24 protein-coding genes are annotated in these 11,990 nt (G+C 63.6%); all 24 read left to right on the forward strand.

All coding sequences use genetic code 11. The features are described 5' to 3' along the window. Positions 1-117: 117 nt before the first annotated feature. Entirely contained in the window at positions 118-288 is a 171-nt protein-coding gene (locus WFK95_RS10890) for a hypothetical protein (protein WP_336670685.1), read from the forward strand. 190 nt (positions 289-478) lie between these two features. Next, positions 479-736: a hypothetical protein gene (locus WFK95_RS10895; RefSeq protein WP_336670686.1), complete on the forward strand. Its 258-nt coding sequence runs from the start codon at positions 479-481 to the stop codon at positions 734-736. 163 nt (positions 737-899) lie between these two features. Continuing rightward, a complete protein-coding gene (locus WFK95_RS10900) occupies positions 900-1,256 on the forward strand; it encodes a hypothetical protein (protein ID WP_336670687.1) in 357 nt (118 codons plus the stop codon). Next, the gene (locus WFK95_RS10905; RefSeq protein ID WP_336670688.1) at positions 1,253-1,507 is read left to right on the forward strand and encodes a hypothetical protein; all 255 of its coding nucleotides are present in this window, start codon (positions 1,253-1,255) and stop codon (positions 1,505-1,507) included. Before WFK95_RS10900 ends, WFK95_RS10905 begins: the two co-directional genes overlap by 4 nt. Continuing rightward, positions 1,504-1,749, forward strand: a complete 246-nt coding sequence (locus WFK95_RS10910) for a hypothetical protein (RefSeq protein WP_336670689.1) — start codon at positions 1,504-1,506, stop codon at positions 1,747-1,749. The genes WFK95_RS10905 and WFK95_RS10910 overlap by 4 nt, the downstream gene beginning before the upstream one ends. Before the next feature lie 142 nt (positions 1,750-1,891). Continuing rightward, positions 1,892-2,254, forward strand: coding sequence for a hypothetical protein (locus WFK95_RS10915; RefSeq protein ID WP_336670690.1), 363 nt, complete (start codon positions 1,892-1,894; stop codon positions 2,252-2,254). A 17-nt stretch (positions 2,255-2,271) separates the two neighbouring features. Continuing rightward, positions 2,272-2,607 carry a hypothetical protein gene (locus tag WFK95_RS10920; protein ID WP_336670691.1) on the forward strand — a complete coding sequence of 112 codons (336 nt, stop codon included), beginning with the start codon at positions 2,272-2,274 and terminating at the stop codon, positions 2,605-2,607. A 3-nt stretch (positions 2,608-2,610) separates the two neighbouring features. Beyond that, a complete protein-coding gene (locus WFK95_RS10925) occupies positions 2,611-2,979 on the forward strand; it encodes a hypothetical protein (RefSeq protein ID WP_336670692.1) in 369 nt (122 codons plus the stop codon). A 30-nt stretch (positions 2,980-3,009) separates the two neighbouring features. After that, on the forward strand, positions 3,010-3,360 hold the full coding sequence (locus tag WFK95_RS10930) for a hypothetical protein (protein WP_336670693.1): 351 nt from the start codon (positions 3,010-3,012) through the stop codon (positions 3,358-3,360). A 61-nt stretch (positions 3,361-3,421) separates the two neighbouring features. Beyond that, positions 3,422-3,778 (forward strand): hypothetical protein, encoded by a 357-nt coding sequence (locus WFK95_RS10935; protein WP_336670694.1) that lies wholly within the window; start codon positions 3,422-3,424, stop codon positions 3,776-3,778. Beyond that, complete coding sequence (locus tag WFK95_RS10940) at positions 3,775-4,698, forward strand: hypothetical protein (protein WP_336670695.1); 924 nt, start codon at positions 3,775-3,777, stop codon at positions 4,696-4,698. The genes WFK95_RS10935 and WFK95_RS10940 overlap by 4 nt, the downstream gene beginning before the upstream one ends. Then, positions 4,691-5,485, forward strand: coding sequence for a DUF6551 family protein (locus WFK95_RS10945; RefSeq protein ID WP_336670696.1), 795 nt, complete (start codon positions 4,691-4,693; stop codon positions 5,483-5,485). The genes WFK95_RS10940 and WFK95_RS10945 overlap by 8 nt, the downstream gene beginning before the upstream one ends. Then, the gene (locus WFK95_RS10950; RefSeq protein WP_336670697.1) at positions 5,482-5,922 is read left to right on the forward strand and encodes a hypothetical protein; all 441 of its coding nucleotides are present in this window, start codon (positions 5,482-5,484) and stop codon (positions 5,920-5,922) included. The genes WFK95_RS10945 and WFK95_RS10950 overlap by 4 nt, the downstream gene beginning before the upstream one ends. 146 nt (positions 5,923-6,068) lie before the next feature. Continuing rightward, positions 6,069-6,611, forward strand: coding sequence for a hypothetical protein (locus WFK95_RS10955; protein WP_336670698.1), 543 nt, complete (start codon positions 6,069-6,071; stop codon positions 6,609-6,611). Beyond that, positions 6,608-7,438: a lambda exonuclease family protein gene (locus WFK95_RS10960; protein WP_336670699.1), complete on the forward strand. Its 831-nt coding sequence runs from the start codon at positions 6,608-6,610 to the stop codon at positions 7,436-7,438. The genes WFK95_RS10955 and WFK95_RS10960 overlap by 4 nt, the downstream gene beginning before the upstream one ends. Then, entirely contained in the window at positions 7,432-8,529 is a 1,098-nt protein-coding gene (locus tag WFK95_RS10965) for a DNA-methyltransferase (RefSeq protein WP_336670737.1), read from the forward strand. Before WFK95_RS10960 ends, WFK95_RS10965 begins: the two co-directional genes overlap by 7 nt. After that, on the forward strand, positions 8,526-9,143 hold the full coding sequence (locus WFK95_RS10970) for a hypothetical protein (protein WP_336670700.1): 618 nt from the start codon (positions 8,526-8,528) through the stop codon (positions 9,141-9,143). Before WFK95_RS10965 ends, WFK95_RS10970 begins: the two co-directional genes overlap by 4 nt. Further along, complete coding sequence (locus WFK95_RS10975) at positions 9,140-9,334, forward strand: hypothetical protein (protein ID WP_336670701.1); 195 nt, start codon at positions 9,140-9,142, stop codon at positions 9,332-9,334. The genes WFK95_RS10970 and WFK95_RS10975 overlap by 4 nt, the downstream gene beginning before the upstream one ends. A 388-nt stretch (positions 9,335-9,722) precedes the next feature. Next, positions 9,723-10,160: a hypothetical protein gene (locus tag WFK95_RS10980; protein ID WP_336670702.1), complete on the forward strand. Its 438-nt coding sequence runs from the start codon at positions 9,723-9,725 to the stop codon at positions 10,158-10,160. 73 nt (positions 10,161-10,233) lie between these two features. Continuing rightward, entirely contained in the window at positions 10,234-10,455 is a 222-nt protein-coding gene (locus WFK95_RS10985) for a helix-turn-helix domain-containing protein (RefSeq protein WP_336670703.1), read from the forward strand. Positions 10,456-10,472: 17 nt separating this feature from the next. After that, a complete protein-coding gene (locus WFK95_RS10990) occupies positions 10,473-10,910 on the forward strand; it encodes a WhiB family transcriptional regulator (RefSeq protein ID WP_336670738.1) in 438 nt (145 codons plus the stop codon). Beyond that, positions 10,907-11,302, forward strand: coding sequence for a hypothetical protein (locus WFK95_RS10995; RefSeq protein ID WP_336670704.1), 396 nt, complete (start codon positions 10,907-10,909; stop codon positions 11,300-11,302). The genes WFK95_RS10990 and WFK95_RS10995 overlap by 4 nt, the downstream gene beginning before the upstream one ends. Positions 11,303-11,438: 136 nt before the next feature. After that, positions 11,439-11,606 carry a hypothetical protein gene (locus WFK95_RS11000; RefSeq protein ID WP_336670705.1) on the forward strand — a complete coding sequence of 56 codons (168 nt, stop codon included), beginning with the start codon at positions 11,439-11,441 and terminating at the stop codon, positions 11,604-11,606. A gap of 137 nt (positions 11,607-11,743) precedes the next feature. Next, positions 11,744-11,990 (forward strand): transposase (locus tag WFK95_RS11005; RefSeq protein WP_336670706.1); only part of this gene is annotated, 247 nt, incomplete at its 3' end.

Consider the following 11,990-nt stretch of genomic DNA (forward strand, 5'->3'; position numbering starts at 1 on the left):
ACCCCAGGAGTTCTCATGCCCGCACCTCAGCAGGCGACAGTGCATCACCTGCCGCTCACCACACAGCAGAGACTCGACGCCCTCCATGGCCGAGTCGCCCGATCTAACAGTGTCAACATGCAGGTCGCCACCGGACTCGACTACGTCTGGCAGCAGGCCCGCAACCTGCACGCGTCGATCATGCCGGACGACACCTTGGCGGATGAGCGGATGGAGCAGCTTGACGCCATCGCTGACACCGTCGCCAAGCTCTCGGAGACCCTGCGCGCATCGGCGGTGACGGCATGACTACCGCGACTGAGCGCATGTTCCGCGTCGGAGTGATTCGCCTACTCATGGACCACGGCCCCCGCCTATTTGTCACAGGATCTACCACTCTCTCCGACGCCGCTTGGTGGCTGGTGGACCAGGGGCTCGTCACCCACCGTGACGGCATCTTTGTGTACGTCGGCCCCGTCAAGGCTGAGGCGGTGGCGTCATGAACGCGTTCGCCCGCCTGTCCCTCATTGGCGCGACTGCCCTCATCTGCATCTGGCTGTTCCGTTGGGAGCCGGCACTCCTGTTCCCGATCGGTGTCCTTGCGTCGGTGTTCGGCACGGTGTGGTGGTTGTCGGCGAAGTACAACGAGCAGCAGGCGATGGATGAGCTTGCGGATTCGTCGGCTATTCGTCGTCAGATCGGCCCGCAGATGGCTGCGTTGGCGAACGAGGAGCATCACGATCGGTGGGCCGAGTGATGAGCCCGCAGAGCGAACCCGACCCCATTGTCACGGACAACGGCTCCCAGTGGACGCCAATCCTGTTGGGCGGCGAGTGGCTTTACCGCACACCCGATTACTGCGTGGTCTACACGCGGGACCAGTTGCAGAACCTGTTCGGAATTTCAGAGGAGGCCGAGTCATGAGCCGGTATCAGCAGGACTTGGAGCGCGGCTTCATCATGACTGCCGCCTACGACCATGCCTGCGAGCGTAGACCGCTCGCCATGGCAGCCGCCCGTGAGCGGATGGTCGACGAGCTTGAGAAGTGGGCGAACAGCGAGACGTGGATGGACGAGAAGGAACGCGAACTCCGCGAGGCTATGCGCCGTCATCCCGCAGGTAAGGCCCGGTCCCGTGAGTGCACTCCACCCGAGTGGCAGCCGGACCCGGACTTCACGGCCCAGTTCTACGCGCGGTCGACGCGGTCGTTGTTGGCGGATGTGTTTTGGGCTGTGGTGGAGATCTTCGCCCCGAAATGCAAGGCGGCCAAGCGATGAGCGCGCACCATGATGCCGAGAGGTACGGGTACGACGTCCTCCAGGAAGTTCTCGCACTGGGCGTCTTCGAGGGCGTTCCATTCGTGCGGCTCGACCGGGTCGTCGAGGTCGGTGACACCTATCTCGCCGCAAGAAACACGGGTCCGCACCTGCTGACGGCCACCCGCATTTGCAACGGGTACGTCCTCAACGCTGAGGGGAAGTACCCGTTCGACACGTGGGAGTGCCATCCGATCGAGCTGCAGCTATGACCGCCTCCGATCCCGCCGTGGCTGCGGCGTTCCGGGTGGCCGAGGACTGGGGCGGTCCCTACGACATCGGCGCTGGAGTCGAAGCCGCCCGTGAAGCCCTGGCTCCACTCCGCGAGCTGCACAAGCCGACTTCCGACTATTCCGGCGCATCGGTATGCGATCACTGCCTGGGCGACGACACCCTATCGGCACCCTGGCCTTGCGCCACAGCGAAGTTGGTCTACCCACCGGAGGAGTTGTGATCCTCCGCCGACGCCGCCACCGCAAACGCATGGACGCCCTGCACCCACAGTGGCTCGCCCTCCAAGCCCGCATCCTCACCACCTCACCCACCGGCACACCCCTCGACGTGCTGCAACCCCGAAACCACCAGGAGAACCGATCATGACCTTCCGTCAGATCACCATCCAAACCACAAACGGCGCCGTGGAACTCACCGGCGAGGTGGTCACTGAGCACTTCGCGCTCGTCCCCGGCGTCCATTCAAGCCCCGACGGCGACCATCGCCTCACCGGTGGCGCCACTCTGACCCACATCCCGTCGGGCAGGTTCATCCACGGCCCCTGGTGGACGGAGAGCTTGGAAGCCAAGCGAACTCTCGCCGAAACACTGGAGGCCGCCGCGGTCGACTGGGTCAACTTCGCGCCTTCCAAAGAGAACTCCGAAGCGATCCAGGCCGCATACCGGCGAGCAAAACAGATCACCGCCGACGACGAGAACTCGCCCGGCCTCACCATCCACGTCTAATCCCAGGAGAACCGATCATGAGCGACCTGACCAACGAAGACCTACACCTCATCCGCTCCATCACGGGTCTGCAGCTCGACACTCGGGAGCCCTCAAAGGACCCGTGGAACCCGAACGCCCCGGCCATGCGGTACGCCGCCGACGTGCTGCACGCGCTGATCGGCGAACTCGAAGCCGGTGATTCCGCCTCGGAGTGCGTCGAAGCCCTGCGCTGGGAGGCCGACCGTGCCGACGCCAACGAACTGGCCCGGGCCTACTACCCCCATCTCAGTCCCGCCGAACAGGCACCGGTTGCGGAGGTGTGGCTCAACACGCTCACCGAACGCCGTCACGAACTCGCGCAGGAGAACTGACACATGACGCTCCGACAGATCAACATCACCTTCGGAGGCGACCCTGTCGAGGTAACCGCTGAACTGGTCACCGAACACTTCGCGATCGCACCGTCCATCGGTCGTGAAGAGAACGGCAACCTGATCATGAACCGCGACTTGTCGCTGACTCATATCCCGACGGGCGGCGCATTCCCGATGCCGTGGTGGTCGGAGTCCACGGACGCGATCCGCGCTCTGGCTCGCGAACTCGAAGCGCTCCCCATCGCCTGGGAGACCTTCACGCCCGAAGATGCGCGCAAACCCGATGTGTTGCCGCAGGTCCGCGCCGCATACCAGAGCGCAAACGAGGCGTGGACCGCCACCGATCCCGCCTTCACCATCCACATCTAAACCTCATACCTCACAGGAGAACTGACCATCATGACCACCACCCACCGCGCGCTCACCTTCCTCGGCACCCTCACCGCAGGAGCCATGATCGCCGCCAGCACCATCACCACCGCCCACGCCGAACCCGCACCCATCGACGATGGTTCCGGACCGATCAGCAACGGCGCACCGATCGAGGATGGCTCCGGCACACCCGGCCCCAGCTACGACGAGCCCGTGTCCATCCCCGACGTCACCGCCGACAAGACCACCGACCCCGACGAGTACCAGCGGCAGGTCAACGCACGCGCACAGGCCCAGGCACTCGAAGCTGCACGCATCGCAGCGAAGGCCTATCGCGACTGCATCAATGCGCGCGGCGACCAGGACCGGGTGTGCTGATGAACGCCCTGTGGCTCCTCGCACTCATCCCCATCTTCGCCGCCGTCTGGAAGCTCGCGCGATGACGTACAACATCCGGCGTCGGCACCATGACATCCTCGCTGTCGACGATGGCGTGCGCGCATGGACCGCAACCGTCGACCCCGACCGCACCATCCGTCGCATCGCCAATGCCACATCCAACAGGCCGATCAAGCTCGACGGACCGCTCGGGAAACGCATCACCGCAGCCGTACACGACTGGCTCGTCGAGTGCGCCAACCGGCTTCCGACGGCGTTGGAGATCTACACGCGCGCACTGGTCGCCCCTGAGTACGACGGCCAGCGAGAAGAAGCCTGGCACCGCTGTCTACAGCTCGGCGCGACCCACGACGACTACATCCGCGCACGACGACGCGCAGAACGGATCGCATCATGACCGAACTCGTGGTGGGCGAGATTGTCACGGACGCTGACCTCGCCGAGTTGAACGCACCGCGCCGGCGCGAGCGGAACGTCGCACGCACGCCCGAGATTCTTCCGCCCAACGTGGACGCCAAGGTGTCGGCGCTCGAACGACTGGATCCCGAGTCGCAGACCCGTGCCGTAACCGCGATGCTGTCGCACGCCCGGACGGGTCTACTCGCTGCGATTGCGGCTCAGGATCTTCGCTCAATCATGGAGTTCAAGGCGAAAGCGGCCGGGATCGCAGAGGTGGCAAAGCAGGTTCGCCTCGGCAAGGAGATGCAGCTCGAAGCCACTGAGTTCGTGCGGCGGGCTGAGCGGGGCCTCGGTGTCGCAATCCGTGAGGGGCAGGAGCGAGGCGAGATTGCAAGCCGCACCAACAACAACGGAGGCCCCAAAAGCGACTACGTCCGCAACGGCGAGGTCGTGTCGGTAGATCGCCATCTAGAAGAGAAGTCGATGTCCTCGCCGACCGATTTCGCCCCTCTGCATGAGTTCACCGGCGGCACAGGCGATAGGGGAATCTACGCCATGACCGATGGCGTCTCGGACGACCAGTTCGAGGAAGCCCTCGCGGAGGCGAAGGAAGAAGGCAACCTCTCCCGCGCCAACGTCGCCCGCAAGGCGAAGGCGAAGGTGAATCCGCCCGAGTCGACCGCGTTGCCCGACGACACCGAAGGGATCGACGCGCCCGCCACACCCGAATCCCCGCGCCCGTTCAAGAAGTCCGACACCGAAATGCTCGCCGAGATCGCAGGCAGCCTGGAGAACTTCTCCGAACTCATCACCTGGATTCGGCCCAGCCACGTAGACGACGCCGCCGACACCATCAAGCGCGCCCGCGACGCATGGCGCGCAATCAACAAGCACCTCAAGGAGATTGAAAATGGCTAACGACCGCATCGAGTTCACCTCGCACATCGGCTGGGTCCGACTCGACCAGATGAAGATCAACCCCCAGGCTCAGCGCCCCCTGGACCAGGCGTGGGTCGACAAGCTCACCAAGGACTTCAACCCCGACGTGATGGGAATGCTCCACGTGTCCCACCGCGACGGCTGGTACTACGTCGTTGACGGGCAGCACCGCCGCGCCGCAGCGATCCAGTGGCTCGGATCCGACCAGAGCGTTCAGTGCCACATCTACGAGAACCTCACGTCCGCAGACGAAGCCAACCTGTTCCTCAAGCTGAACAGCACCAAGAACCAGTCCCCGATGGGCAAGTACAAGAACGCCCTCACCGCCGGCTGGCCGCTCGAATGCGACATCGACCGCATCGCGCGCGCATCGGGCATCGTCATCGGATCGAGCAAGCAGATCGAAGAAGTCTCCTGTGTAACCGCGCTCATCAACACCTACAAGAAGTCCGGCCCCGGCAGCCTCGCGTTCTCCCTCCGTGTGATCCGAGACGCGTACGGCTACGACGGTTTCCAGCGCGACCCCATTAGCGCACTTGCGCTCATCAAGGACCGTTATGGCGACGCCATCGACGAAGAGAAGTTGGCGATGCGCTTGAATAAGGTGGGCATCGTCGAGCTTCGACGCAAGGCGAAGGATTGGCGCGAGACCACCGGCAACCCGGCCAATCAGTGCCACGCCCACACGATGATCACGTTCTACAACCGGGGCAACGTCAAGAAGGTTGACCCGTGGTGGAACATCGGCGTGGTCGGCGTCGCATGACCGAACATCAGACAACCGCGACGGTCGAGACCCTGACTGCAGAGGTGCACGTCCTGAAAGTCGGCAACCGCCAAATCACCAGGTCTGTCTACCTACAGCTCGACAGCACGCTTCCGGACTGCGGGTTCCACGCGTTCGGGCGAGTCCGCTCCGGCAGCCGCCCGTCGATCCCGGGCAACATTTTGGCCCGTGTCACAAGCCTGACTTCAGCGCGAAGTGTCGAGCTTGTCGGCCGTGACAACTACTCGGGCGCGCTTGTCCGTAGCCACGCCTTCTATTTCGACTGCGACCACGCATTCGGCAGTGACTGCGGATGCGGCGAGTGGGCCAATGGTATTCGCCAGCCACCCACAGTGGAATCACACTGGCTGCCACATGACCGCTACACCATGGACCTGATTTCGCTTCCGCTGATCGTGTTGGCCGGTCTGCGATGACCTCCGAATCTACATACTGTCCCGCCTGCGGCGGCGCGAACGGTCAGCACGGATACGTCCGAGGCCCAGCAGTCGGGTCGTCAAAGCAATGGTGCGGCGAGGACTCACGCACCGACACCGCAGCAACATCAACCAAGGAGACCCAAATGTCTGACCCCATCAACACCACCTCTGGCCTCGCCCTTGACGGACTGACCCGCCTGGAGATCCTTCAGGAACTTCGTCAGCAGGCGTGGATCGCACTCGACATCAATGCAGCCCAGGGGGGTGCCAACGTCGAGAAGCTGGGCGAGTACATCCGCTACCTCAGCACCGACATCGACAAGCTCACCAACGAGAAGGCCGAGAAGCTGAAGGCAGAGGGGGAGGCCCGGTTCGAGGCGGAGAGGAACACGGCCGCCGCAGCGGTCTCCGTGACAGACACTGCCGGTCCGTTCAGTCAGCACGTGGAACTTGGCGGCAATGGACTCCTCGGCCAGATCATCGACAAGCTCACCGCAATCGAGAAGCTACTCAAGCCCACGGTTGTTTCTGGCACGACACTCGCCACGATCGCACACGCCGTAGTTGCAGTCACCGACCGGATCGACTCCGTGCCCGACGATGTGAAACATAGGGCAGAGTGCAACCGCATCGGACGTGCTGTCGCCGCCGCACTCCGCGAGGCAGTCGGGCTGGACGCATCGTGAGCTTGCAGGTGTTCCCACAGATGGATCAGAGAAGCCCCGAGTGGCATGAGGCACGTCGCGGCCTGGTCACCGCATCGACGGTGAAGGATCTGCTGACGACCAGGCGGCTCACCGCAGTCGACTACATGTGCCCAGCCTGTAGTTCACCAGCCGGGGATCCGTGCATCGGTGCACGCGGCGGACCCATCAAGTCGCCTCATTCCGAGCGCACCGCCAAGGCCAAGAGCACCAGTAGCCCGCTCATCATCGAGCCGGCCAGCAACGATGTGTCGCGGAATCTGACGAAGCGGCTCGCTGACGAACGAATCACAGGGCAGTCCGAACCGAGCGTCTTCATCTCAGATGACATGCAGCGAGGCATCGACCACGAGCCGTATGCACGCGACCGCTATGCCGAAGTCAACGGCGTCACCGTCGTTGAGGTCGGCTTCATGGTCCAAGAAGTCGACGGAATCCGCTGGGGCTATTCGCCGGATGGCCTGGTGAACGATGACGGATTGATCGAGGTGAAATGCCCACGCCCAGCGACGCACATCGACACCATCATCGCCGACACCGTCCCGATCGAGCACATGCCGCAGCTCCAATGCGGACTGCTCACCTCAGGCCGCAAGTGGATCGACTTCGTGTCCTTTGTCGCCGGACTCCCGCTGTACACGAAGCGCGTGTTTCCCGACGTGCGATGGACCCGCCCGATCTTCGACGCCATCCGCCAGTTCGAAGCCAACGCCATCGAACGTGCCCGATTGTTCGCCGAAGCCGCCGAGGGCCTGCCGCCGACTGATCGCATCCCCGAAATCCCCACCGAACTGAGGTTTGCATCGTGAGCCCCTACTTCGCCGACGACTCGGTCACCCTGCACCTCGGCGACGCGCTCACTGTCGCCCGCACCCTCGACGCGGGCTCGGTCGACTGCATCGTCACCAGCCCGCCGTACTTCGGCTTGCGTGACTACGGCGAACCAGGTCAGTACGGGCTCGAAGCATCACCTGCCGAGTATGTGGAGACGATGCGCGCACTGTTCGCTGAGCTGCGGCGCGTGCTCGCTGACGACGGCACCCTGTGGCTGAACATCGGGGACAGCTACTCAGGTGCCGTCACAGCCTCTCGCAGAAGCTCTGCCATATCGGTGGCCGCATCGACCTCGGCATCTCCCGAATCCCCTTCCAGTGCTCTCTCCCACGCTGCCAGCGCTCCTAGCGCCCGAGAAGTCCAATCGGCATCCATTGGACCAGTATCCAACATGAAGCAAGGTGCCCGGAACGGTAACCGACGTTCTCGACCACGCGGATACGAAGGCTTGGGGGCCAAGAATCTGATCGGTGTTCCTTGGCGCACCGCGCTCGCGCTGCAGGACGACGGCTGGATTCTCCGCAACGACATCATCTGGTCGAAGCCGAACGCCATGCCCGAGAGCGTCACCGATCGGCTCAGCTCGCGGCACGAGCACCTGTTCATGCTCACCAAGAAGCCGCGGTACTACTTCAACCTCGACGCGATCCGTGAACCGGCAGCTACTTCCGATCCAGCCGACCCATCGTATCGAGCGAACGGAAAGTCCACGGCGCGCCGCAAGGCAATCGCTGTGCCTCCGGGGTCGAACACCCAAGGGCTCGAAACGTCCCGTCGAGACGGACTGACACGCAACCCGGGCGACGTGTGGGAGATCGCCACCCAGCCGTTCCCCGGCGCGCACTTCGCCACCATGCCCGTCCGGCTCGCCGAACGCTGCATCCAGGCTGGATGCGAACCCGGAGGCGTCGTCCTCGACCCGTTCAGCGGATCCGGCACCACGGGCCTCGCCGCAGCGCGCCACGGCCGCCGCTACGTCGGCATCGACCTCAACGCCGACTACCTCGACCTGTCCCTGCGCACCCGCCTCCAAGAACCCACCCTCAACTTCGGAGAACCCGCATGACCACCCAAGAAGTCGATCTCGTCGCCGCAGCAGCCGCCAACTCCGACCAAGTCGAAGCAGGCGACTTCCTCACCGGCCCACGCATCGTCACCATCGAACGCGTCACCCGAGGATCATCCGAGCAGCCCGTCAACATCCATCTGCACGAGTTCCCCGGCCGCGCATTCCGGCCCTGCAAGTCCATGATCCGCGTACTCCTCGCAGCCTGGGGCGACCAAGCGCAGGACTACGTCGGCCGGCGCATGCAGCTCTACCGCGATCCGAAGGTCGTATTCGGCGGCAAGGAAGTCGGTGGCGTGCGGATCAGCGCACTCTCGAACATCGACCAGCGACTGACCGTGCAGCTCATGGTCACCCGAGGCCGACGCGCACCATTCGTCGTCGAACCCCTCGCCGCCGGCCCGCAGCTCATCACCGACAAACAGGCCGACGACTTCCTCGACACCATCCACAACGCGCAGGATCAGGCGGCGCTGAGTGAGATCGGCGAGCAGCTCAAGGCTTTCAACCTTGGCGTGTACAAGGTGGAGCTGCAGACGGCTTGGTCAACCCGGAGCGCGGAGTTGAAGCAGCCGGTACAGGGCGCGATCGACGACCAGGAGCAGATGTCATGAGCGACAACCTGGATCTATCCAAGGTCACCCGAATCACCGTGGTCGACAGCGAGTACGGGCGCGTGTTCGAGCGCTACAACCTGTACCGGGATGGCGTTGAACTCCACCTGCAGGATGACGGCCGCACACTCAAGGTGTTCCCGCGCACCACCAGCAGCGAGCGTGCGTCGCGGCGGGGTGAACTTCTCTGAGGCGTTCGAAGACGCGCTCGAGCGATACGAGGCCGCAGACCACTCGGTGCGAGGTGGGCTATGACCGCCGGACTCGAGCGCCGCGACGAAGGCTGGTCCGCCGTCCAAGCCGCAGACGTAGCACCCCACCGCGGCTACGGACACTACGTCACCAAAGCCCTCGAACACCTAACCCGAGTCGGCGGCGAATTCACCAGCGAAGACGTAGAACACCTCGCCAACCAACTCGCCCCCAAGGCGTACGGCCCCACTCCCCCAACCTCATTCCAGCAACCATCGGCGGATGGACACAAGCAAAACGAATCCGCGTCATCGGATACACCCACAGCACGAAACCATCACGCCGCTACGGACGCATCGGTGTCTACGAAACCACAAGGAAGGCAGCATGAGCGGCAGCGGATGGGTATCGCTAGGCACAAGCAGCAGGAGTCTATTCGAACAGGCCCGTCGACAGCAGGAGCGCGAGGAAGCCGCGCGCTGTGCCTACTGGGACCGTCGACCTCGCACCGTCGGAATCGAGAGACCCCACCTCTTCCGCGCGCCGCGAGCGCTCCCCGAGCAGGACACGACGGGGAAGCAGACACACATCTACGGGAGTGTGTCCATCTCGGCGGACAAGCGGAGCCGTGGATACGGGAACGGTGCGCGGTGCCGCACGGTGCGGGTCATCAACGACCGTGCCGGGACGACGCTCTGGTCGGACAGCACGTGCTGCACCCATGAGGAAGCGATCCAGTGGGTCACCAGCGCAGTCAACTGGTACCGGCGTGACGCCGAAGCGAACTGGGGCGCCCGAATCCTCAACCGAATCGCCGCGCAATGACCCGCACCGGCAACCGACGCCGCAGCACACACCCCAGCCGAAACGCCGCCTACAACGCCGAATGGAGGGCGTCATGACCACCCGCAAGCCGCACCCCACAGACCCCGCAGACGACCGACTCCTCCGCTACGAAGAAGTCGCCCAACTCCTCAACTGCTCCCGCAAAACCGTCCAGAGACTCGTGTCAGACGGCGAACTAGTACCCGTCAACCTGTCCCGCATCCACAACCAGCACAAGATGTTCCGCCGCAGCGACATCCAGGCATACATCCGCAACCTCCCCGAGGCGTCCTAATGAACAACCCCTACGCCATGCCCACACCCATCACCAGCCGCGACGACTGGCGACTACAAGCCGTCTGCAGAGACCACGACCCCGACATGTGGTTCCCCAACGGCGTACACGGACCCAACGACCCAGCCAAGATCATCTGCGCAACCTGCCCAGTCCGAACCCAATGCGCGGAACTCGGCCTACCCGAACACTTCGGAATCTGGGGCGGACTCAACGAAGCCGACCGCGACCTCATCCGACGCGGCATCACACCCCCCAGGGACGAACCCGGCACCCCACGAAATGAACAATCCCGAAGGCGACAAGAATTGGTCCGCAACCACATTCTCCGCCTCGGATACGACCCCGAGAAGCCGCTCCCCAACGGAATTGGGGTCCGCGTGGAAGAGGATCTACAAATCTCCCACGCCCAATTCCAGAGCGCACGCCGAGCAATCCTTAGGTCAGCAGCATGAGTGTCCAACCTAAACATGGAGCACAAACGCTGGCCGTCAAGCATCGCTGCCCGTGCGAGGAGTGCGAGGGGTATCGAGTTGCCCGACGAGCACAACAGCGCGCCTACAACAACTCAGCGCGAAGAGCCCTTGGCGTCAACCAGAGGGCGGTCGCACTCGAGCTGGGCGACGAGAGCTTGGCCGACACCGTTGTTGTCGAACGAGTGCTGGCCGGCATCCCAACCGAAGTCCGGCATCCCGACGACCGGGCAGCCGTAATCCGTGAAGTCCTCGCCGAACGCATCTCACGCACAACCGCGATGGAAGCGCTCCACTGCAACGGGTCAACCATCAAGAACACCATAAACGCCTACCTAACAAGACCCACAACCGAACTCGAGGTTGCATCATGACGCCCGCCGAAGACGACGCCGCCTGGATCGCCGCCGCTATCGCCTACAACAACCACGCCAACGCCACCCATAAGGATGGGGGCTCCAGTTGATCGAGCCGCCTGATATCCCGCCACTCACCGCCGAGGAGGCCCGCATGTTGCAGGACGATCTTCGACTGTCGGAACGCCTCGCCGACCACACCCTCGATCCCGACTATCGCGACGAACTCTGGGAACGCAAACAGCATCTCGGCGCCGCTCTCGATCGATCCCGCACTCGCTCCTGGCTCGTTTGGCACCAGCATAAGAAGGGTGTGGCGTGACCTACATAGACGACCCTGAAGCCCCTCACGACCCAAGAGACAACCTGTACGAGTCGCCCCACGCTGGGGACTGGTGCACGGTTAGGTGACATCTGATCTGGCTTGCCCCGGGAGGGCGGCCTGGAAGGATGACTACTGTGCCTAAGCCTTATCCGAAAGAGTTCCGTGATGATGTGGTCCGGGTTGCCCGGGATCGTGAGAGCGGTGTGACGCTCGCGCAGATCGCGAAGGACTTCGGGATCCATGAGATGACGTTGCAGAAGTGGATGCGACGCGCCGACATCGATGACGGCAACAAGCCTGGGATGACGTCGGGGCAGTCGGCGGAGTTGCGGGAGGCCAACAAGCGAATCCGGTTGTTGGAGCAGGAGAATGAGGTCCTGC

The organism is Tsukamurella sp. USMM236, assembly GCF_037148755.1.
Taxonomy (GTDB): Bacteria; Actinomycetota; Actinomycetes; order Mycobacteriales; family Mycobacteriaceae; genus Tsukamurella.

Coding starts and splice junctions, on each gene's coding strand:
- WFK95_RS10985 (WP_336670703.1), top strand. CDS start 10,234: ATGACCACCCGCAAGCCGCACCCCACAGACCCCGCAGACGACCGACTC.
- WFK95_RS10935 (WP_336670694.1), top strand. CDS start 3,422: ATGACGTACAACATCCGGCGTCGGCACCATGACATCCTCGCTGTCGAC.
- WFK95_RS10890 (WP_336670685.1), top strand. CDS start 118: ATGCAGGTCGCCACCGGACTCGACTACGTCTGGCAGCAGGCCCGCAAC.
- WFK95_RS10950 (WP_336670697.1), top strand. CDS start 5,482: ATGACCGAACATCAGACAACCGCGACGGTCGAGACCCTGACTGCAGAG.
- WFK95_RS10990 (WP_336670738.1), top strand. CDS start 10,473: ATGCCCACACCCATCACCAGCCGCGACGACTGGCGACTACAAGCCGTC.
- WFK95_RS10910 (WP_336670689.1), top strand. CDS start 1,504: ATGACCGCCTCCGATCCCGCCGTGGCTGCGGCGTTCCGGGTGGCCGAG.
- WFK95_RS10925 (WP_336670692.1), top strand. CDS start 2,611: ATGACGCTCCGACAGATCAACATCACCTTCGGAGGCGACCCTGTCGAG.
- WFK95_RS10975 (WP_336670701.1), top strand. CDS start 9,140: ATGAGCGACAACCTGGATCTATCCAAGGTCACCCGAATCACCGTGGTC.
- WFK95_RS10905 (WP_336670688.1), top strand. CDS start 1,253: ATGAGCGCGCACCATGATGCCGAGAGGTACGGGTACGACGTCCTCCAG.
- WFK95_RS10915 (WP_336670690.1), top strand. CDS start 1,892: ATGACCTTCCGTCAGATCACCATCCAAACCACAAACGGCGCCGTGGAA.
- WFK95_RS10900 (WP_336670687.1), top strand. CDS start 900: ATGAGCCGGTATCAGCAGGACTTGGAGCGCGGCTTCATCATGACTGCC.
- WFK95_RS10920 (WP_336670691.1), top strand. CDS start 2,272: ATGAGCGACCTGACCAACGAAGACCTACACCTCATCCGCTCCATCACG.
- WFK95_RS10895 (WP_336670686.1), top strand. CDS start 479: ATGAACGCGTTCGCCCGCCTGTCCCTCATTGGCGCGACTGCCCTCATC.
- WFK95_RS10930 (WP_336670693.1), top strand. CDS start 3,010: ATGACCACCACCCACCGCGCGCTCACCTTCCTCGGCACCCTCACCGCA.
- WFK95_RS10980 (WP_336670702.1), top strand. CDS start 9,723: ATGAGCGGCAGCGGATGGGTATCGCTAGGCACAAGCAGCAGGAGTCTA.
- WFK95_RS11000 (WP_336670705.1), top strand. CDS start 11,439: ATGTTGCAGGACGATCTTCGACTGTCGGAACGCCTCGCCGACCACACC.
- WFK95_RS10955 (WP_336670698.1), top strand. CDS start 6,069: ATGTCTGACCCCATCAACACCACCTCTGGCCTCGCCCTTGACGGACTG.
- WFK95_RS10995 (WP_336670704.1), top strand. CDS start 10,907: ATGAGTGTCCAACCTAAACATGGAGCACAAACGCTGGCCGTCAAGCAT.
- WFK95_RS10970 (WP_336670700.1), top strand. CDS start 8,526: ATGACCACCCAAGAAGTCGATCTCGTCGCCGCAGCAGCCGCCAACTCC.
- WFK95_RS10940 (WP_336670695.1), top strand. CDS start 3,775: ATGACCGAACTCGTGGTGGGCGAGATTGTCACGGACGCTGACCTCGCC.
- WFK95_RS10945 (WP_336670696.1), top strand. CDS start 4,691: ATGGCTAACGACCGCATCGAGTTCACCTCGCACATCGGCTGGGTCCGA.